This window comes from Micromonospora zamorensis, from assembly GCF_900090275.1.
GTDB lineage: Bacteria > Actinomycetota > Actinomycetes > Mycobacteriales > Micromonosporaceae > Micromonospora > Micromonospora zamorensis.
Genome location: NZ_LT607755.1, coordinates 2316019 through 2336615, shown reverse-complemented (window position 1 = coordinate 2336615; position 20597 = coordinate 2316019). Strand labels below are relative to the sequence as shown.

Below are 20597 nucleotides of genomic sequence, written 5' to 3'. Positions count from 1 at the left end.
GGGACGCCGCACCGGCACTTCCCGCTCACGATAGACCAGGGTCCGCGCCCAGCTGCGACTTTGACACAGGCCCTTGGGCGAGCAGGTCGTCCATCAGCTCGCGGACCCGGGCGACGGTCGCGGAGACCGACCGACCGCGCCACACGGCCACCAACGACTCGCGTTGCTCCTCGGCCCCGAGGGCGGCGTTGAGTCGTTCGGCGTCGCCGGGTGGGAAGAACGTCCCGGCATGGGTGCCGATGCGCGTCGCGAGCGCGAACAACTCGCGAGCCGCCGCCACGTCGCCCCGGTGCGCGGCGAGTTCGGCGCCGCCCTGCGCCCATGCCCCGATGACCGGCAGGTCCCGTGAGGAGAGCGCCTCGTCGCTGGCGAGGGTCAGTGCGGCGGCCGCACGCGCGTCGGCGTTCTCTCCCGGCACCGGTCGCACCTGTGCCACCCGCAGGTGCAGGACCGCCACCGCGACCCGGAGCATGGCGCGGGGCTGCGGCGGCGGGCCGGTCCAGCCGGCCAGGATGCGGATCACCCCGTCGCCGTACGCCCGGGCCTCGTCGTACCGCTCGCGCTGCCACGCCACGTGGGCCAGCCCGAGGCACGCCACCGCGGCGTCCACGGCCTCGGCTTCGCCCGGCGCCGCCGTCTCGACCAGTCGCCGCTCGGCGTCCGGGTCGCCGCCCAGGGCGAGCTGCACGTCCAGCCGCACCCGGATGGACCGGGCATCCTGCGTGGCACCGATCAGCTCCATGTGGCGGACGCTGCGCGCCAGCCACTCGGCGGACCGGGCACCCTCGCCCGGCACCAGGAACTGCCCGACGGCACCGGCCGCCATCGCCATGCCCCACTGGTCACCGGCCATCTCGAAACGACGGTAGGCCTGCTCGGCGTCGACGACCGACGCCTCGTACATGCCACCGTTCTCCCGGACCGCGGCGCGGGCGAACAGGCCGAGCCCCTGCACGTACGGGTCGGGGTGCTCGACCATGCCGACGGTGCCCTTCATGCTCTCCTCCGGGTCGACGGCGTCGAACAGGGGTAGCGCAGTCGCGATAACGGTCAACCGGGACGACACCTCGTCCGGCCGTTCGGCGAGGACTGTCCGAAGTGCCCGACGGGCGAGCACGGCGAGCCGGAGGTCGCCGCTGATGCCGGCGTTGACCCCGATCAACAGGCACATCCAGGCCAGCCGGTCGGCGTTGGGCAGCGGTCTGCCGCTGCGACGGCCCTTGGTGATCGCGGAGTGGAGCCGTCGCTTCGGGTCCTCGACGTGCAGCAGACCCGCCGCCCACCCGGACACCTCCAGGTGCAGTCCGCGAACCGCCCAGAGGTGGAACAGCGCGGTGGCGATCTCGACGGCGGCCGGCTCGTCGTCCTGCCCGAGTGCCCAGCGCAGACCCGCGAGCAGGTTGTCCTGCTCGTCGGCGCAGCGGGTGAGCGCGTCGATCTGGCCGGGGCCGATGAACTGGTCCGCGAGCGCGACCGCCTGCTCCCGCGCCCACTCGACCAGGCCGTCCATGGCCAGACCCCGTGCACCCACCGCGTCGAGGCGGGCTTCGCCGTACTCACGGACCGTTTCGAGCATGCGGTAGCGCGGTGGACCGTCCCCCTCGACCAGGGTCAACAGGGACTGTTCCACGAGTGTCGCCAAGCCACGACGGACGTCCGGGGCCTGGGCGACCGCAGCGGCGAGGTCCGCGGTGAACGGCGCGGGGATGACCGCGACCCGCTGGAGCAGGTCACGGTCGTCCTCGGCGAGCAACTCCCTGCTCCAGTCGACCATCGCCCACAGGCTCGCGTGCCGCTCCGGCAGGCCGCGCAGGGCGTCGTCGAGCAGCGCGAAGCGGTCGCTCAGACCGGCGAGGACGTCGTCGATCGGCATGCTCCGCAGTCGCGCGGCGGCGAGTTCGAGTGCCAGCGGCAGGTTGTCGAGCCGGTGGCACAGTGCGAGTGCCCGCGTCGTGTCCCAGGTGGGCACCGCGCCACCGGCCCTCGCCCGGGTCTCGATCAGGGCGAGCGCGTCGCTGTCCGGCAGGGCGGTCAGCCGGTGGACCAGTTCGCCGGCGAGGCCCAGCGGTGCCCGGCTCGTCGCGAGCACGGTGACCTCGGGCGAGGTCACCGCGACCAGGTCCGCGACGACGGTGGCCACCGCGTCGAGGACGTGTTCGCAGTTGTCCAGCACCACCAACCCGTCGAGGTCGGGTGCCACGGCACGAAGCCGTTCCTCGGGGCTGAGCACCCGCCGCTCCAGGCCCAGGTTGCCGCCGGTCGCCGAGGTGTCCGCGCCCCCGAGGGCCGCGAGCACCGTGGGCAGCACCTCGTCGGACGAGCGCAGGCCGGCCAGTTCGATCACGCGTACCGACCGTCCGGCCGCCGCCGTGCGACGCGTCACCTCGGCAGCAAGACGGGTCTTGCCCGCGCCGCCGGCTGCCACGATCGTCACCAGAGGCGCGTCGGCGAGTCCCTCCACCACGGCCGCGACGTCGCGTTCCCTGCCGACGAGGGCGGTCATCGGCCGGCGCCACGCGGCGGGCAGGGCGATCCGCATCGGCTGCCGGGGCGAGGGCTCGACGGCCGGGGTGGTCAGCTCGCCGCGCAGCAGCGCCAGGTGGACCTGTGTGATCACGGGTGACGGGTCGGTGCCGTACCGGTCGGCGAGTTCGGCCCGGAGTCTCTCCACCACCTCCAGCGCCTCCGCCTCCCGTCCCTGAGCGGCGAGGACCCGGACGAGCAGGGCGGCGGACGGCTCGTCCGGCGGTGTACGCGCGACGAGCCGACCCAGGTCGACCTCGTCGAACGGGCCCGCGCCGGCGAGTGCCGCCTGTGCGCGCAGCGCGGCGACGTCCGCGAACAGGCGGGTGTCCTCTGTGGTGTCGAGTTCGGGGACCTCGGGGAACAGGGCTCGCGCCTGATCGGCAGCGCTGCGGGCCGCACCGGCGTCGCCGGCCTGGAGCGCGGCCCGCGCCCGGTCGACGAGCGCGCGCGCCTCGACCGCGTCGAGGGTGATCTCGTCGGCGGGCAGCCGGTATCCGCCCGGCACCGCGACCACGGGCAGACCGAGACGACGTACCCGGGACACGAGCGCCTGGACGGCACCGGTCGCATCGTCGGGTGGCGCGCCGTCCCACACGGCGTCCGTGAGCAGACTCGTCGACACCGCCCGTCCACGCGCGTCGACGAGCGCGCGGATCACCGCGGCGAGCCGTTCACCCCGGACCGGTCGGCCGTCGACGGCGAGTGGGCCGAGGGTCGTGATCTGCACGGAACCAGCATCCCCCACGCGTGCACGGACCCGACCACCGACGCTCTCCCCGCGGACCACGACTCCGGGACCGGCTTGACACGCGGGCATTTCCTTAGGTTAGCCTCACCTAATGCAGAGCGAGTTGGCGTCGGCCAACGGGGAGCGCAGCCTGTCCGGCGTCGACCTCCGTCTGGGCTACCACGGTGTGCCGGTGGTGCACGGTGCCATGATCAGCCTTCGTGCGGGTGCCGTGACCGCGCTGGTGGGGCCCAACGGCAGCGGCAAGTCCACCCTGCTGCGGGCGCTGGCCCGCCTGCACCCGATCCAGTCCGGCGTGGTCCACCTCGCCGATGGCGTCACCGCCGCCAGCCTCCCGTCCCGGGAGTTCGCCCGTCGGGTCACGCTGCTCGCCCAGAGCCGGCCGGTGCCCAGCGGGGTCACCGTCCACGACGTCGTGGGATACGGCCGCCACCCCTACCGAGGGCGCTGGCGCGCGGAGGATCCGAACGGTCCGGCGGCCATCGCCCGCGCCATGGACGTCACCGGCGTGACCGCGATGGCCGATCGACCCGTCGACGAGCTGTCCGGCGGCGAGTTGCAGCGGGTGTGGCTGGCCACCTGCCTGGCCCAGGACACCCCGGTGCTGCTGCTCGACGAGCCCACCACGTTCCTCGACCTGCGCTACCAGGTGGAGATCCTCGACCTGGTCCGTGACCTCGCGGACGACCACGACGTCGCCGTCGGCGTCGTGCTGCACGACCTCAACCAGGCAGCCGCCGTGGCCGACGAGGTGGTCCTGCTGCAACAGGGCCGGGTGCGCGCCACCGGCACCCCCGCGGCGGTCTTCACCGAGGACGCCCTCACCGAGACCTACGGGATCCGCATCGAGGTGACCACCGATCCGATCAGCGGACTGGTCACCACCCGCCCGGTCGGGCGGCACGCGATCCGCGCCCTGGTCTGAACACCCCTCATCCCCAGCAGAGAAAGACCGTCATGACCCGTACCCGTTTCACCGCCCTCCTCGCCGTCGTCGCCGCGTTGACGCTCGGCGCCTGCGGCACCACCGAGAACGCCGCGGCCCCCGAGACCTCATCCTCGGCGGCCGGCGGCCCGGTCACCCTCACCGACAGCCGCGGCAAGGAGATCACCCTCAAGGCCCCGGCGACCAAGGTCGTCGGGCTCGAGTGGGGCGAGGTCGAGATGCTGGTCAGCCTGGGCGTCATGCCCGTCGGTGTCGCCGACCCCAAGGGCTACGGCACCTGGGTCACCTCCGCGAAGCTCGACCCGGGTGTCAAGGACGTCGGTACGCGCGGCGAGCCCAGCGTCGACTCGATCGTCGCCCTCCAGCCCGACCTCATCGTGATGGAGGACGACCGGGGCGCCAACATGGTCAGCCAGCTGGAGAAGTACGCCCCCGTCGTGGTCGCCAAGGGCAGTGACGCCACCGACAACCTCGGCCGGATGCGCGCGGACCTCAACATGATCGCGAAGGCCGTCGGCAAGACCACCGAGGCGGAGAAGCTGCTCGCCGACTTCGACGCGGCCATCGCCGACGGCAAGAAGAAGATCGCCGACGCGGGCGCCGCCGGCCGTCCGTTCGCCATGGCCGACGGCTGGAAGGAGGGCAGCACCGTCAGCATCCGCATGTTCGGCAAGGGCTCTCTCGTCTCCGAGATCGGCACCCAGCTCGGCCTCACCAACGCCTGGACCGGCAAGGTCGACGAGGCGTGGGGTCTCGGCCAGACCGACGTCGAGGGCATGACGGTCCTCAAGGACCCGAACCTGCGCTTCTTCTACAACGCCTCCGACGGCGACGACGTGTTCGCCGACGGTCTCGCCGGCAACGCCATCTGGAAGTCGCTGCCCTTCGTCCAGAAGGGCAACGTGCGCAAGATGCCCAACGGCATGTGGACCTTCGGCGGCCCGCTCTCCGGCAAGCAGTACATCGACGAACTCGTCAAGACGTACGCGGTGTGAGCGTGCTGAGCGCACCCCCACGTCCGGAGCCGGCCACCCGGCCGGCTCCGGGCGGACGCCTGGCCGTCCCCCGCGTCGCCGCTGTCTTCGTCGCCGCGATCCTGCTGCTGCTCGTGGTGGGCGCGGTGCACCTGACCCAGGGCACCTCGACGGTCGGCGCCCTCGACCTGCTGCGGCTGGCGACGGGCGCCGACGACGAGGCGGCCCGCGTCCTGCTCGCCTCCCGGTTGCCCCGGCTGCTCGCCGGGTTGGCCATCGGCGTCGCGCTCGGGTTCGCCGGCGCCGCGTTGCAGTCGATCGCCCGCAACCCACTCGCGTCCCCCGACACCCTCGCTGTCAACGCGGGCGCCCACCTGGCGATCGTCGCCGTGGCCGCGTTCGGCGTCTCGCTGCCCGCGCTGCCCGCCGGTGGCCTCGCCTTCTGCGGAGGGCTCGCCGCCGCCGGCCTGGTGATGGCGATGTCCTCCGGTGGCCAGGCCGGCACCACCCGACTCATCCTCGCCGGCTCGGCGACCGCGCTGGCCCTCGGGTCGGTGACGACCCTGCTGCTGCTCCTGTTCGAGCAGGCCACCATCGGTCTGTTCGCCTGGGGAAACGGCTCGCTGGTGCAGAGCGACCTGACGGCGCTGACCCAACTGGCCCCGGTGCTCGTCGGCGCCGTCGTGGTGCTGATGCTGCTCGGGCACCGCCTCGACATCCTCGCCCTCGGCGACGACACCGCCACCGTGCTCGGTCTCAACGTGCGGCGCACCCGCCTCACCGTCATGGTGCTGGCCGTGCTGCTGTCCGCCGCGGCCGTCACCCTCACCGGCCCGGTCGGTTTCGTCGGCCTGTGCGCCCCGGTGATCGTCCGGCTGCTCGCCCCCGTGGTGCCGGGGGTGCACCGGCACCGGATCCTGCTGCCGTTGTCCGGCATCGCCGGGGTCATCATCGTCCTCGGCTCCGACGTGCTGCTGCGCGCCGTGATGGGCGGGCAGGCCGGTGTCGACATTCCCACCGGCGTGGTCACCACCCTGTTCGGCGCGGCGATCCTCATCTGGCTGGCCCGCCGGCACCGCGACGCGGGCCCCACCCGCCGCCCGCCCGGCGGGCACGCGGCCGTCCGCTCCGCCCCCTTCCACCGCAGCGTCCTCACCGTCACCGCCGTCCTGACCGTTGGCGCCGTGGCGGTCGGCATGCTCGCCGGTGACACCTGGGTGCTGCTCGGTGACGTGCTGAACTGGCTCAACGGCAGCACCGGGCCCGCGTACACCTTTGTGCTGGACCAGCGGTGGCCGCGCGTCGCTGCGGCGGTCCTGGCCGGCGCGGCGCTGGCGGTTGCCGGCACCACAGTTCAGGCGGTCTGCCGCAACCCGCTGGCCGAACCCGGCATCCTCGGCATCACCGCCGGCGCCGGGCTGGGGGCCGTCTCACTGCTCACCTTCGTGCCGCTGGCCGGGGTGTGGGCCGTCTCCGGTGTCGCCGGGCTCGGCGCGATGCTGGCCTTCGCCCTGGTGTACGGCCTGGCCTGGCGCGGCGGACTGAGCTCCGACCGGCTGGTGCTGATCGGCTTCGGCGCCTGGCAGGGCGGCATGGCGGTCATCACCTACCTGGTCGTCGCCTTCGACCCGTGGAACACCGGCAAGGCGCTGACCTGGCTGTCCGGCTCCACCTACGGTCGGATGCCCACCCAGGTGCTGCCGGTGCTGATCGCCCTGCTGGTGCTCACCCCGGCCGTCGTCGCCGCCCGTCGCGAACTCGACCTGATGGCGCTGGACGACGACACTCCCCGGGTGCTGGGCGTCCCCCTGGAACGCACCCGTCTGATCGCGCTCGGCGCGGCGGCGCTGCTCACCTCCACCGCTGTCTCGGCCGTCGGGGTCATCGGCTTCGTCGGGCTGGTCGCCCCGCACGCCGCCCGGGCGCTCGTCGGTGGCCGGCATTCCCGGGTGCTCCCGGTGGCCGCGCTGCTCGGCGCGGCGCTGGTCAGCATCGCCGACACCGTCGGCCGGACGCTCATCGCTCCGGCCCAGATTCCCGCCGGCCTGGTCACCGCCATGATCGGCGCCCCGTACTTCGTCTGGCTGCTGTGGCGGTCACGCGCAAAGACGACCAACACCCGGTAGACGCCGGACCGAACCCGGAGAGGCACCCATGACCAACACCCTGCCCATCGCCCCGTGGCGCGTGTTCACCGTCACCGTCCGTGCGGTACGCCGGCTCAGCCCGTCCTTTCTCCGGGTGACCTTCACCGGAGTGGACCTCGACCGCTTCGCCGACAACGGTTACGACCAGCGCATCAAGTTGGCACTGCCGCTGCCCGACCAGCGCGGGGTGGATTTCCCGGAGGGGGCGGACTGGTACGCGCAGTGGCGGGCGCTGCCCGAGCACAGGCGTAACCCGATCCGCACCTACACCGTACGGGCCGTCCGACCGCACCTGGCCGAGGTCGACGTCGACCTGGTGCTGCACGGTGACGGCGGGCCGGCGACACGCTGGGCGCGGCGGGTGGGCGCCGGCGACCAGATCGCCATCGTCGGGCCGGACTCCGGCTACGACGGCAACCACGGCGGGGTCGAGTTCCGACCGTCGGACGGGAGCTGCCTGCTGCTGGCCGGGGACGAGACCGCCGTGCCGGCGATCGGCAGCATCTGCGAGCGACTGCCCCTCGACACCCGGGGGGTGGTTCTGCTGGAGGTGCCCCACGCCGACGACGTGCTGCCGCTGGTGGCGCCCCCCGGCGTCGAGGTCCGCTGGATGACCCGGGGTGTCGACGGGTACGGCAGCCGGCTGGTGCCCGCCGTCGCCGCCGCGGCCGACCAACTGCTGGTGCCCCGCGCGTCGGCGACCAGGCAGCCCGTCCCGGACGTGGACGTGGACACCGAGATCCTCTGGGAGGTGCCCGAGGAGGTGGCCACGGCGCCGCTGTACGCGTGGCTGGCCGGAGAGGCCGGCGTCATCCGCACACTGCGCCGGCACCTGGTCGCCGAGCGAGGTCTGGACCGGCGGGCGGTGGCCTTCATGGGCTACTGGCGCCTCGGCCACGCCGACGCCAACTGACGCACGACGTGCGTCGCGGGCCGCACGGTGCGTACAGTTTCGGGTCGGACTTGGGGCGAGCCGGCTGGATCCGGCACGGGATACGGGACGAGACAAAGACGCATGACGGTGGACAACATTACCGAAAACGGTCAGGACGGCATTGACCGAAGCCGGCTGGAGGCCTGCCTCAGCGTCTTCGAGGCGTTGGAGGCGCTGCCCTCCGACCATCCCGACGTGGTGCGGGTGCAGCGGGCCACCGCGCGGCTCTACAAGGTGATCAAGCAGAGGCGACGCGAGGAACGGCGGGACGCCATCCTCGCCGCCGACCGGGCGGTGACGGAGGCCACCGCCACCGGCGCTCCGGGACGCATCGACGACGAGACCCAGGGCATCCCGCTCGCCACCTCCGTCGCGGGCGAGACGGCGGGCTTCCTGCACAACCCACGCGGCTGCTATGTCTGCAAGCAGCGCTACCGCGAGGTGGACGCCTTCTACCACCAGCTCTGCCCGTCCTGCGCCGCGCTCAACCGGGAGCGCCGCGACGCCCGTACCGACCTGACCGGGCGGCGCGCCCTGCTCACCGGCGGCCGGGCCAAGATCGGCATGTACATCGCTCTGCGGTTGCTGCGCGACGGCGCCCACACGACGGTGACCACGCGGTTCCCGCACGACGCGGTCCGCCGGTTCGCCGCGATGCCCGACAGCGGGGACTGGCTGCACCGCCTGCGCATCGTCGGGATCGACCTGCGCGACCCCGCCCAGGTGATCGCCCTCGCCGACTCGGTCAGCAGCCAGGGCCCCCTCGACATCCTGATCAACAACGCGGCGCAGACCGTCCGCCGCTCCCCCGGGGCGTACGCGCAGCTCATCGCCGCGGAGGCCGCGGCCCTGCCGGACGGCCCGCTGCCGGAGCTGATCACCTTCGCCAAGCCGGACGGCCAGGGCGGCCCGGTGGGGAGCCTGACCGCCGCGCCACAGTCGACGGCGCTCACTCCGCACGCGCTCACCGCGCTGGCGCTCACCAGCGGTTCCGCCTCGCCGGAACGCATCGCGGCGTCCACGGCCATCGACGCCGGTGGCCTCGTACCGGACCTCGACTCGGTCAACAGCTGGGTCCAGCGGGTGCAGGAGGTGGACCCGGTCGAGTTGCTCGAGGTCCAACTGTGCAACGTCACCGCGCCGTTCGTGCTGGTCAGCCGGCTGCGCCCGGCGATGGCCGCAGCGGCGGCCCGCCGCAAGTACGTGGTGAACGTGTCGGCGATGGAGGGCCAGTTCGGCCGGGGCTACAAGGGGCCGGGGCACCCGCACACCAACATGGCCAAGGCGGCGCTGAACATGCTGACCCGCACCAGCGCCGAGGAGATGCTGACCGACGGCATCCTGATGACCAGCGTCGACACCGGCTGGATCACCGACGAACGCCCCCACCCGACGAAGATGCGACTGGCCGACGAGGGCTTCCACGCCCCACTGGACCTGGTCGACGGCGCGGCCCGGGTGTACGACCCGATCGTCCGCGGCGAGCTGGGCGAGGACCTGTACGGCTGTTTCCTGAAGGACTACGCGCCCTGCGCCTGGTGATCGCCCCGTTCGACGAGGAGAAGAAACATGTCAACTGACCGTGACGCGTGGCCGACCCTGGACGAGCTGCTGCGCGAGGAGGGCGAGCTGGAGCTCGCGGGCCTGTCCGAGACGGACGCGTACGAGCTGGGGATGCTCGCCGTCACCGCCGCGACCGAGCAGCGGTTGCCGGTCTCGGTCGGGGTGTGGCGGGCCGGGCGCCAACTGTTCCACTGTGGCCTGCCGGGGTCCACGGCCGACAACGACGCGTGGCTGCGCCGCAAGGGTCGGGTCGTGATGCGGTTCGAGCACTCGTCGCTGTACATGGCCCGGTTGTGCCAGGACAAGCAGGTGACGCTGGCCGAGAGGTACGGCCTGCCGGCCTCACGGTACGCGGCGGCCGGTGGCGCGGTGCCGCTGCGCGTCCGCGGCACCGGCGTGGTGGGTTGGGTCGGTGTCTCCGGGCTGCCGCAGCTCGACGACCACCGTTTCGTCGTCGACGTCCTGCGTAAGCTCCCCCGCTAGACGATCGGACCCGGCGGCCTCGTAACGAGGTCGCCGGGCCGTCAGTGCTCAGGTGCGGGGTCGTCAGCGCGCGCGTCGGTTGGCGCGCAGCGCGCCGAGGAGCACGCCGGGCCGGGCCAGCGCCCGTGGGTGCTCGCGCATGGAGACCACGTCGTTGAACCGGCGGGCGGTCGCCACGTCCGTGACGGTGGCGGCGATGATCTGCCGGCTCGCCCAGCTGGAGATCCGGTAGCCGCGCGGGTAGGGCCCGTCGACGTGGGGCAATGCCAGGTCGGCGGAGGTCGAGATCGACCACGCCGCGTCGACCACGACCTGTTGCAACGCGAGGAAGTGGTGCGCGGGCGCCCGCAGATCGGGGCCGGACCGCAGATACATCGACAGGCAGGCCGCGTGCAGGGCTGCCGACGTCATCCCCTGCCCGTACACCGGGTTGAACGACGCGACGGCGTCGCCGACGCTGACCAGGCCGGCCGGAAACCGCTTCAGCGCGTGGAAGTCCCGTCGCCGGCTGTCGGCGTGGTGGTAGGTCTGGACGTCGCCGAGCATCTCCTGGTCGGCGAGCTCGCCGAACTCCGGTGGGAACTGCTCCCGCAGACGGCGGACGAAGTCCTCCGCGGTGCGCCCCGGGCGGTCGTCGCCGTAACCGGCCATCATGGCCATCCACCGGCCGTCCTCAATGGCGAAGAACGCGGCCCCGGCCACGTCCAGCCCCACCTTCGGGGTGTGCAGCGCCAGCACGACCGTCGAGGGCGGGGTGACCGCCGGGCGTCGGAACAGGGCGGTCGCGTAGTTGAGGTGCGTGGTCATCCGCCGGGTGACCGGCCGGTCCCAGCCGGCCTGCTCCAGCCAGTCCGAGAGTCGGCTCGACCGCCCCATGGCGTCCACCACGAGGTCGCCCCTCTCGACGCCGACGACCCCGCCGACCTCGCAGCGGACACCGGTGACCGCGGCGCCCTCGAACACGAGGCCGGTGGCTCGGGCGGTGACCGTCTTGACGTTGGGCAGCCGCAGCACCTGCTGACGGATCAGCCCCTCCAGCAGCGGCCGGCTGCCCGCCAGGCTGTCGGCGTCGTCGGGGACGACGACCTTCGCGCGGCCGTCGAGGTAGTTGCGCCGGGCTTCGGGTGGCGCCTCGATCGCCCCGTGCGCCAGCGCCTCTTCGCGGAATCCCGGGAAAAGGCGCTCCAGCTGGAGGAGGCCGCCGGGCAGCAGCGCGTGCAGTTGCGTCCCCTGGGGGACGCCGGGTCGCGCGCCGGCCACCTGGGGGTCGTCCCGGTCGATGATGACGACGCTGTCGGCGTGATCGGACAGCACCCGGGCGGCCAGCAGGCCGGCGATGCTGCCACCGACCACGACGGCCGTTCCCATCATCGGGGCGGCCTGGTCAGGGGGTCGAGCCGCGTTCAGCTCTGCGAAGACCCGGGAAGGGGAGAGGGACATCGTGCTCTCCAAGGGATGCGAGGTGTGTGCCCTCCGCCGTGCCCGCCAGCGTTCGGTGCGCGGTCGGACCGGTGGACGGTCGTTCGGCGTGACGCTCGCCGATCGTCGCACAACCCCACGGTTGTCGACCGACCGTGTCCGGCAGGTGACCACTTGTCGGCCGATGGGATGGACGACATCGACGTTCGGCCGGTCCGGTTGGCGTGCGTCAGTGTCAACTGTCACGATCTCCGGCATGCTCGTTGCGCGTCGTACTCTGCTGGGGGCCGGCCTGGCCGCTGCCACCTCCGCCATTGCCGGGTGCGGCGACAGTGGCTCGCCGGACCCGGGTGTGGCCGGTCCCGGTGACGCGGTGACCGCGACCGACGCCGCTGGCAACAGGGTGGGTTTCGGCGCGGCGGGGAACGCCACGTCGCCGTCGGGCTCTCCGAGCGCCACCGCGTCCCCGAGCGGCGCCGCCGCGCCGGCCGGGCAGGCCCGCTACGCGCAGGACGTGACCGCGCTGCTGCGGCGGCACCTGCCCGCCACACCGCAGACCGTCCAGCACAAGGGCTTTCCCGGTGCTGTCGCTGTCGTCCTGGTCGACGGGAAGACAACGGTGCACACTGCGGTCGGGGACGCTCTGCGCTACGGAGCGGGCCCCAAGCTGCTCGCGGCGGACCAGCGCGTCGAGATGCGTCCCGACTCCGTCTTCGACCTCGCATCGGTCACGAAGGTGTACACGGCCATCCTGCTGTTGCAGCAGGTCGACAAGGGACGCGTCGACCTGGGTGCGCAGGTCCGCGACTACCTGCCCGCCTTCACCGGCGCGGGCACCGAGCGGGTCACCGTCGAGATGCTGCTCACCCACACCAGCGGTCTGCCCGTCGGCGCCAAGGTCACCGGGCTTTCCGACAACGCGGCTCGCTGGAACGCCGTGCTCACCACCGGGCTGGTCTCCGGTGCCGTGCCCGGCAACACGTTCCGCTATTCCAGCGTCGGGCTCATGGTCGCCGGCAAGATCGTCGAGAAGGTCACCGGTCAGCGTCTCGACCAGGCGCTCAAGAGCGGCCTCACCGGCCCGCTCGGCCTGCGCGACACCGGCTTCAACCCGAACACCTGGTTGTCCGGCAGCGCGAAGGCCGGTCGTCTCGTCGCCACCGACGCCCGCTCGTCGCGGGGTCTGCTCCGGGGCACCGTCCACGACGATGTCGCCAACCACCTCGGCGGTGTGGCCGGCCACGCCGGCATCTTCGCCACCGCCACCGACCTGGCGGCGATCGGTCAGATGCTCCTCGACGGGGGCACTTACCAGGGCAAGCGGGTCCTCTCGGCGGCGACCGTACGCCGGATGCTCACCAACCAGAACTCCGGGAAACCCGCCGTCGACCCGGAGCGGCCCAATCGGACCGCCGCCCACGGTCTGGGAGTGGTGCTCAACCAGAGCTGGTTCATGGGTCGGCTCGCCTCGGCCCGGACGTTCGGCCACACCGGTTTCGCCGGCCCCTCACTCCTGGTCGACCCGGGCCGCAGACTCGTCCTGGCCCTGCTCACCAACCGCGCGCATCCCAACTGGAGCTGGGCGAACCCCGACCCGGTCCGCGCCGCCGTCGGCGACCTGCTCGCCAAAGAGGTCAACTGACCGAGGAAGGTGTGGACCGCCGCGCCTCACCCTGACACGATACTTGCGCTAACAGTGCACATACTTTGTCGCTCAGGGTGGAGGACCGATGCACACGTTCCGCCGGAGACTGCTCTGCGTGCTGGCCGGAGGCGCCCTTGCGGTCGGCTTGTCCGTCGCCCCCGTTCCGCTCGCCGCCGCAGACGCCGCAGCCACGCCGACGTACCGCCCAGTGATCTTCGTGCACGGCAGCGCCGGGTCGGCCTCGCAGTTCCAGACCCAGGCCAAACGACTCGCCAGCAACGGCTACCCGATCGACATCATCGAGGCCCACGAGTACGACTCGCCGAACATCGCCACGATCCTCCCCCAGGTGTACGCGGGGCTCGACGCGCGGATCTCCCGCCTGCTGGCGACGACCGGCGTGGACCGGGTCGACCTGCTCGCGCACTCCCTGGGCACCTTCGTCCTGCAGGCTTACCTCACCAGCTCACCGGCGCGTGCCGCCCGGGTCGCGCACTACGTCAACCTGGACGGGCGCACCGCGACGTCCCCGCCGGGCGGTGTGCCCACGCTCGCGATCTGGGGTGAGGGCGATCCGGCCCGCGCCATCGTCGGCGCGACGAACGTGCACCTCCCGGACCAGTCCCACACGCAGACCGTGTCGTCGGCGGAGTCGTTCGGCGAGATCTTCCGCTTCCTTCAGGGTCGCGCGCCACACACGACGCGGATCGTGCCGCAACTCTTCGGCACGGCCCAGGTCTCCGGTCGCGCGGTGCTCTTCCCGAGCAACGTCGGCGTCACCGACGCCACCCTGGAGGTCTACCCGGTCAACTCGCTGACCGGCGGTCGCTTGTCGGACCGGCCCACTCATCGGCTGCCCCTGAGTGGCGACGGCGCGTTCGGTCCCGTCCCGGTGCTCGCCACGGCCCGCTACGAGTTCGCGATCGTGCGCGCCGGCGCGCCGACGCACCACTTCTACGCCCAGCCGTTCCTCCGCTCGGACTCGTTCGTCCGCCTGGCGACCAGCGTTCCCGGCGAAGGGCTCGGCGCGCTGGTGGACACCAGCGACCGGCACACCGCGCTGACGATCCAACGCCAGAAGGAGTGGTGGGGCGACCAGGGCGACGCCGGTGACAACCTCTGGATCAACGGCCGGGATGTCCTGAACGCGGCGAACACGCCGCGGGTCAAGCGGACGATCGCCATCTTCGCGTTCGACGACGACAGCGACGGCGTGACCGATCTGACCGCTCCCCTGCCGGAGTTCTTCAGCCAGACCTTCATCACCGGCGTCGACCTGTTCATCCCGTCGACGCCGGCGCACCTCGGCCTGGTGCGGATCACAGTGGGTCAACGCGGCGGCGGGTACGACGTGATCAACCTGCCGAACTGGAGATCGAGTGCCCATCGCGTGACGGTCAGCGTCGACGACTTCTGACCCCGGCCGCGGGCGGCCCGGCCACGTCAGCTCCCGACGGTGGCCGGGACCCGCTCACGCGTACGGCGTCCGACGGCGAAACTGACCATCCCCAGGGCCAGCCCGACGATCGCCAGGACGACGCCCACCCGGGCCGGCGCGAGGTAACCGAGCCCGGCGGCGATGGCGACGCTGCCCAGGGCCGCGCCCAGACTGTTCGCGATGTTCATGGCGGACTGGTTGAGCGCCGCGCCCATCATCTGCGCTCGGGGGGCGACCGTGATCAGGCGCGCCTGGAGGACCGGCCCGAGATAGAGGCTTGTCGCGCCAACCAGGAACGCGCCGACGAACAGGCCGACGCGAGTCGACGCGACGAGGCTGAACGCGGCGATGCTCACGGTCATCGCGACGAAGCCGATGACCATGCTCCGTTGCAGGTCACGGTCGGCGAACCAGCCACCCAGGGCATTGCCCACGGTCATGCCGAGCCCCACCGCGACCAGAGCCCACGGCACCGTCGCGGCCGAGAGGCCGGCCACGTCGGTGGTGACCGGCGCGATGTAGGTGTTGACCGCGAAGAACCCGGCAAACCCGACCGCCCCCGTCGCCGCGACCAGCCAGACCTGCGAGGACCGTAGCGACCTCAGCTCGGCCGCCGGCGAGCCGTCGACCGTCGCGGCGACCTCCGGCACGACCGCCAGCACCGCCAGCAGCGTGAGCACGAAGACACCGGCGATGACCAGGTACGCGACGCGCCAGTCGGCCGCCTGCCCGAGCCGGGTGATGAGGGGTACGCCGACCACGTTGCTCACGGTCAGGCCGCTGAGCACTGTGGCGAAGCCACGGGCCTCGTTGCCGGGGCCCATCAGGGTCGCCGCGAGCAGACCGGCCGCCCCGAAGTACGCCCCGTGCGGCAACGCCGCCGCGAACCGGGCCACCAGCACCAGGTCGAAGGTGGGTGCGATCGCGGAGGCGACAGTGCCGACGGCGAAGAGCGCGAGCAAACCGAGCACGAGCTTCTTGCGGGGCAGGCGGGCGCTCAGCGCGGCGATCAGGGGCGCGCCCACGACCACGCCGAGGGCGTACGCGGTGATCGTCCATCCCGCTCGGGCGACCGCGTCCGAGGACGACCGGGCGTACTCCTGCGGGAGCAGGCCGCGCGCGATGTCGGGCAGCAGGCCCATCGCCGCGAACTCGGTCAGGCCGATCGCGACGCCACCCAGTGCCAGCGCGACCAACGCCGCCACCCGTCGACCTCTGCTCAACTCGATCACCGAAAAAATTTAGCAACAGCGTTGCGTAATAGGCTGGTGAGATGACCCGCATCACTGCCGACGTGAGGTTCCTGCGCGGCTACAACCAGGCACGGGTCATGGCACTGGGGCGCACCGTGCGAACGTTCGAGCGGTCGACCGTTGTCGAGGCCACCGGGCTGACACCGCAGGCGGTCTCCAAGGTCATCGCCCGCCTGAGCGCCGACGGCCTGATCCGTCCCGCCGGTGTGCGCCGCACGGGCATCGGCAAGCCCGCGGTCGTCTACGAACTCGTCCCCGACAGCCGGTACGCGATCGGCGCGCACGTGGCCCGGCGCACCCTGCGGCTGGTCCTGGTCGACCTGGCCGGCACCGTGCACCACTCGACGGTCAGCCCACTGCCCGGCGACTTCACCCCGGAACAGCTTCTCGACGCCCTGACGACCGGCATCGACGCGATGACCGGCAGCAGCGACGTCCGGGGCCGGCTCACCGGAGTGGGCATCGGCATGATCGGCCCGCTGGACCACGCCAACGGCCTGGTCCGTGACGCCCACGGCCTGCGGCACTGGCACGACGTACCGCTGCGCGAGATCGCCGAGAAACACCTCGGCCTGCCCGTCCACCTCGACAAGGACGTCACGGCCGGGATCACGGCCGAGGCCTGGCGCCACGGTGCCACGTTCGGCGACGCGGCACTCATCATGATCGAGTCCGGCATCGGGGGCGGATTCTGGCTGGGCGGCACGGCCCACCGGGGCGCGCACACCAACGCGGGCGAATTCGGCCACACGGTCGTCGACCTGAACGGACCTCGCTGCGTCTGCGGTCGCCACGGGTGCCTGGAGATCGTGCACAACCAGGCGGCCCATGCCGGAGACATCGACCGGGCCGCCCGCGTCGTGGCGGTGGGCGTGGTCAACCTGCTCCAGACACTCGACCTCGCCCACGTGGTGTTGGCGGGCGCGGATCTCCTACGGCATTCGCGGACCTATCTCGCGGCGGTCACCGAGGCCGTCCAGGCCGACGCGCGACGCGCGGACTGGCTCACCACGAAGGTGACCCTGTCCAGCCTCGGCGCCGACGTCATCGCCGCGGGCGCAGCCATGCAGGTCCTCGACCAGCACTACGGCGTGCCGGAACTCGCCCCGGCCTGAGCCCCGACCACCGACTCGCCGGGTCGTCGCTCACTGGCAGACGCGCCACTCACCGTCCTCCTTGACCAGCACCATGGTCTGCGTCATCTGTGCACCCGTGGCCTCCTGGACCATTTCGACTGTCGAGGTCCCGGTGACCCGCCCGTTGGAGTTGTTGACGTACACACCGACGATCTTGTAACTGCCGATCTTCAACTGGGCGGCCTGGATCCGGGCGAAATCGGCCTGCGTCATGGTCTCGCGTATCTCCCCGCACAACCGCCCGTACGCGGCCGGGTAGTTGCCGGCCCGCACGTCGTCGATGTACGCAGCCGTGGCCACCCGGACCGGTTTGACGGCGTCCTTGATGGAGCGGTAGAACCAGAACCCGCCGCAGAGGCCGACAACGCAGCACACCGTCAACACCACGCCGACGACGATCAGGACGGTACGAGTCGTCCGGTTGGGCTTCCGGCTGGGAACCATCATCGGCTCGTACGTCATGACCCGGAGGGTAGAGACGTCCGGCAAGTGCGTTGAGCCTTTCGGACACCTGCCGGTTCAGCCGCCGGCGGCGGAGGGACCGGACGTCGGCGAGCCGCCGCCCGCCGCGTCCGCGTGCGGCACCGAGGTCGGAGCCGGGCGAAGAGCGGCGGGTACCGGCAGTGCGCTGCCCTTGACGAACTGCTCCCAACTGGTGTTCCAGGCCGTCCACCCGTTGCCCGGTTGCAGCCGGACCTCGGTGCCGGTGAAGGTGACCAGATCACCGACCTGCGTGACGCCCATCAGCCAGTCGGCGGCGGCAGCCGAGACGTTGGTGCAGCCGTGCGACACGTTGCGGTGTCCCTGATCCGACACCGACCAGGGCGCTCCGTGGATGAACTCGCCGCCCCAGGTGAGCCGTTGGGCGTCCTGGACGTCCACCACGTAACCGCCGTTCGGCTCGCCGCGCGTGTCGAACGTGGTGCGCTGGTGCTTCTCCATGATCACCATCTTGCCGCTGGAGGTCGGCGTGCTCGGCTTGCCGAGGCTGACCGGGATCCTGCGGATCAGCTTGCCGTCGCGCAGCACGCGCATCTGCTTGGTGGCGTTGTCGACCTCGATCGCCACCTGCCGCCCGATCATGGACGTCGCGGTGCGGTCGGCGTCACCGACCCGGTTCCGGCCGATCGGCAGACCCTCCAGGCCGGCCCGGACGCTGATGGTCGTGCCCGGCCGCCAGAAGTCCGGAGCGCGGTAGTAGACCTGACTGCCGTCGTCCACCCAGGACCAGACACCCGGCTGCGGTGGGTTCGTGGTGACGAACAACCGACGCTGTACATCGGCACGAGCCGCCTCGGCGATGGGCGGATCGAAAGCGAGGGTCACCGGCATCGCCGTGCCGTACGTCCGTCTGTCGGCGAAATACAGCGTGCTGGTCACCTGCGGCTTCGTCGACGTCGCCATGGTGGTGAAGGTCGTCGTGCGGGTGGTGGTCCCCCCGGAGTCACCGGTGGCGATCACCTCGGCCGTGTAGGTGCGCTGGGGCTGCAGCGGCACGGTCGGCACCCACGCCGAGCCGTCCTCCCGCGGCTGCGCCCTGACCAACATCCCGTTGTCATCGGCGATACGCACGGCGGTGATCTTCCCGCCCTTGACGAGCACCGCGACCTCGGCGCTGAGCGGCACGTTCCGGGACCGGTCGGCGGGCGTGAGGGCCAGCTCCGGCGACGGCACCTTCAGTTCGGCGGGCCGGGCGGCGGGCTTCCGCTCGACGGTGCATCCGCCGAGGACCAGGGGTGTCGCCGCGACGGTCACCACCACGAGCGCCATTCGCCTTCGTAAACCCATCGAACGTCTCCCGGCTCTACGTGCTTTCCGGCCGCAATTCTCTCCGCGTCCACGGCGCCGCGCGCTGTTTTCGGAAATCACGAAGCGAAGGTGGGAAGGCGCAGCCGCACATCACCCGGCCGGGGTTCGTCGCCGCTGTCCGCCTTTCGTGACAAGACGCGGTGCCGGTCGACGCGGGGTGCCCGCGATCAACTCGTCGCGGCCCTGCACTCAGGACGCCCAGGAAGCGGAGTGCCGCCGGAGTCGCCGATTACAGTTTTTGGAGAAGAATCACGGAAATGAGATTGAATCGACAGCGCGGCGGCTCCGCAGAACTGACCAAGCAATTGCTGAGCGATATTTAAGGCAGATTTAATCGTTGCGGTTGTGAACGAACAGGTGGGCGACTCGTACTCTTCCTTCTCGGAAGAAAGGTGCGCCCCCCTTGATAAATCTGCGATCCACCCCTCGACACCGTCGTTCCGTCACCGCCCTGCTGCTGGTGAGCCTGGCGCTCGCCGGCGGATGCAAGGAGGTCCCGGGCACTCCCGGTGCGTCCGGCCCATCCGGCGACACCGGCATCGGCTCGTCCGGCCCTGAGGCGCCGACGGACACGGCCCCGGCCGACCCGTCGGTCACGCCGAGCGCCCCGGGCACGTCCGCGACGCCGTCCACCCCGGGCAAGCCGACCACCCCGTCGGCCGGCACCGTCCCACCCACCGCGTCCGGCGGCTGGATCACCATCGACGCCGCCGCGCAGGCAGCCGCGACGAAGGCGTTCTTCGCGCGCAAACCCAAGCCGGTGACCGGCAACCCGGTCAAGGTCCCCGAGTTCAATGTCGGCTGCAAGACCAGCCACCACAACAGCGACGACCCGATCGTGCTGCCCAAGCTCGTCGGCGGCTCACACAACCACACCTTCTGGGGCAACCGTTCGACCGACGCCAACTCGACCGCCGAGTCGCTGCGGGCGTCGAAGGCGACCACCTGCAACTCGCCGGACGACCAGTCCGCCTACTGGGTGCCGACGATGTACCAGAACGGCAAGGTCGTCGACCCGACGGAGGTGACCGTCTACTACGGTTCCCGGCTGAAGGACCCGAGCCGGACCCAGCCCTTCCCGTTCGGCCTGCGCATGATCACCGGGAACGCCAAGAACCAGGTCGACACCCCGGACAAGCAGGGCAACCACTTCTGGTGCGCCGGCATCGGAGGCGAGGTCGGCCGCAGCGCCGACAAGACCTTCCCGGTCTGCGCCAGGACCGCGAACGTCGTCCGGCAGATCACCTTTCCGGACTGCTGGGACGGCAGGCACCTGGACAGCCCGGACCACAAGGCGCACATGGCCAACGGTGACCACACCGGGGCCTGCCCGAAGAGCCACCCGGTGCCGGTCCCCTCGGTGTCGTTCGTGATCTCGTACCCGTTGAGCGCGAACACGGACGGCATCACCCTCGCGTCCGGCACGTCGTTCTCCATGCACGCGGACTTCTTCAACGCGTGGAAGGACGAGGCGCTTGCCGCACGGGTGCGCAACTGCCTCGACCAGGGCGTGAAGTGCAACTCGGCCGGTAACTTCTAGCCGATCCGGCACGGCGGCCGGTCACCCCCGGTTCGG

The 20597-nt window shown here is 71.7% G+C and carries 15 protein-coding genes; 10 read left to right on the top strand and 5 right to left on the bottom strand.

Features of this window, described 5'->3' with window-relative positions; all coding sequences use genetic code 11:
* Positions 1-25 precede the first annotated feature (25 nt).
* Positions 26-3253, bottom strand: a complete 3228-nt coding sequence (locus tag GA0070619_RS09855) for a BTAD domain-containing putative transcriptional regulator (RefSeq protein ID WP_088947781.1) — start codon at positions 3251-3253, stop codon at positions 26-28.
* 112 nt (positions 3254-3365) lie between these two features.
* Here GA0070619_RS09855 and GA0070619_RS09850 point away from each other — a divergent pair, with 112 nt between their 5' ends.
* The 6 genes from GA0070619_RS09850 to GA0070619_RS09825 all read left to right on the top strand — a co-directional run bounded on the left by GA0070619_RS09850 (position 3366) and on the right by GA0070619_RS09825 (position 10321).
* A complete protein-coding gene (locus GA0070619_RS09850; protein WP_088947780.1) occupies positions 3366-4199 on the top strand; it encodes an ABC transporter ATP-binding protein in 834 nt (277 codons plus the stop codon).
* Positions 4200-4231: 32 nt separating this feature from the next.
* Complete coding sequence (locus GA0070619_RS09845; RefSeq protein WP_088947779.1) at positions 4232-5215, top strand: ABC transporter substrate-binding protein; 984 nt, start codon at positions 4232-4234, stop codon at positions 5213-5215.
* A gap of 5 nt (positions 5216-5220) precedes the next feature.
* Positions 5221-7320 (top strand): iron ABC transporter permease, encoded by a 2100-nt coding sequence (locus GA0070619_RS09840; protein ID WP_088951675.1) that lies wholly within the window; start codon positions 5221-5223, stop codon positions 7318-7320.
* Between the two features lie 28 nt (positions 7321-7348).
* Positions 7349-8254, top strand: coding sequence for a siderophore-interacting protein (locus GA0070619_RS09835; RefSeq protein WP_088947778.1), 906 nt, complete (start codon positions 7349-7351; stop codon positions 8252-8254).
* Between the two features lie 102 nt (positions 8255-8356).
* On the top strand, positions 8357-9817 hold the full coding sequence (locus GA0070619_RS09830) for an SDR family NAD(P)-dependent oxidoreductase (protein ID WP_088947777.1): 1461 nt from the start codon (positions 8357-8359) through the stop codon (positions 9815-9817).
* A gap of 27 nt (positions 9818-9844) precedes the next feature.
* Positions 9845-10321, top strand: coding sequence for a heme-degrading domain-containing protein (locus GA0070619_RS09825; protein ID WP_088947776.1), 477 nt, complete (start codon positions 9845-9847; stop codon positions 10319-10321).
* Positions 10322-10384: 63 nt separating this feature from the next.
* On the opposite strand, the gene GA0070619_RS09820 is transcribed toward GA0070619_RS09825, so the two are convergent.
* Positions 10385-11761, bottom strand: a complete 1377-nt coding sequence (locus GA0070619_RS09820; RefSeq protein WP_172862013.1) for an FAD-dependent oxidoreductase — start codon at positions 11759-11761, stop codon at positions 10385-10387.
* A 235-nt stretch (positions 11762-11996) separates the two neighbouring features.
* Between GA0070619_RS09820 and GA0070619_RS09815 the strand changes: the two genes are divergently transcribed.
* Positions 11997-13382: a serine hydrolase domain-containing protein gene (locus GA0070619_RS09815; RefSeq protein ID WP_088947775.1), complete on the top strand. Its 1386-nt coding sequence runs from the start codon at positions 11997-11999 to the stop codon at positions 13380-13382.
* Between the two features lie 88 nt (positions 13383-13470).
* A complete protein-coding gene (locus tag GA0070619_RS09810) occupies positions 13471-14802 on the top strand; it encodes an alpha/beta hydrolase (RefSeq protein WP_088947774.1) in 1332 nt (443 codons plus the stop codon).
* Positions 14803-14828: 26 nt separating this feature from the next.
* On the opposite strand, the gene GA0070619_RS09805 is transcribed toward GA0070619_RS09810, so the two are convergent.
* The gene (locus GA0070619_RS09805) at positions 14829-16055 is read right to left on the bottom strand and encodes an MFS transporter (RefSeq protein ID WP_088947773.1); all 1227 of its coding nucleotides are present in this window, start codon (positions 16053-16055) and stop codon (positions 14829-14831) included.
* 41 nt (positions 16056-16096) lie between these two features.
* Here GA0070619_RS09805 and GA0070619_RS09800 point away from each other — a divergent pair, with 41 nt between their 5' ends.
* Positions 16097-17191: an ROK family transcriptional regulator gene (locus tag GA0070619_RS09800; RefSeq protein ID WP_088947772.1), complete on the top strand. Its 1095-nt coding sequence runs from the start codon at positions 16097-16099 to the stop codon at positions 17189-17191.
* Positions 17192-17221: 30 nt separating this feature from the next.
* On the opposite strand, the gene GA0070619_RS09795 is transcribed toward GA0070619_RS09800, so the two are convergent.
* Both GA0070619_RS09795 and GA0070619_RS09790 read right to left on the bottom strand, forming a co-directional pair.
* Positions 17222-17674 carry an Rv0361 family membrane protein gene (locus GA0070619_RS09795; protein WP_088947771.1) on the bottom strand — a complete coding sequence of 151 codons (453 nt, stop codon included), beginning with the start codon at positions 17672-17674 and terminating at the stop codon, positions 17222-17224.
* 57 nt (positions 17675-17731) lie between these two features.
* Entirely contained in the window at positions 17732-18982 is a 1251-nt protein-coding gene (locus tag GA0070619_RS09790; RefSeq protein ID WP_172862012.1) for a L,D-transpeptidase, read from the bottom strand.
* A 442-nt stretch (positions 18983-19424) separates the two neighbouring features.
* Between GA0070619_RS09790 and GA0070619_RS09785 the strand changes: the two genes are divergently transcribed.
* On the top strand, positions 19425-20561 hold the full coding sequence (locus GA0070619_RS09785) for a DUF1996 domain-containing protein (RefSeq protein WP_088947769.1): 1137 nt from the start codon (positions 19425-19427) through the stop codon (positions 20559-20561).
* The last annotated feature ends 36 nt before the right edge of the window (positions 20562-20597 follow it).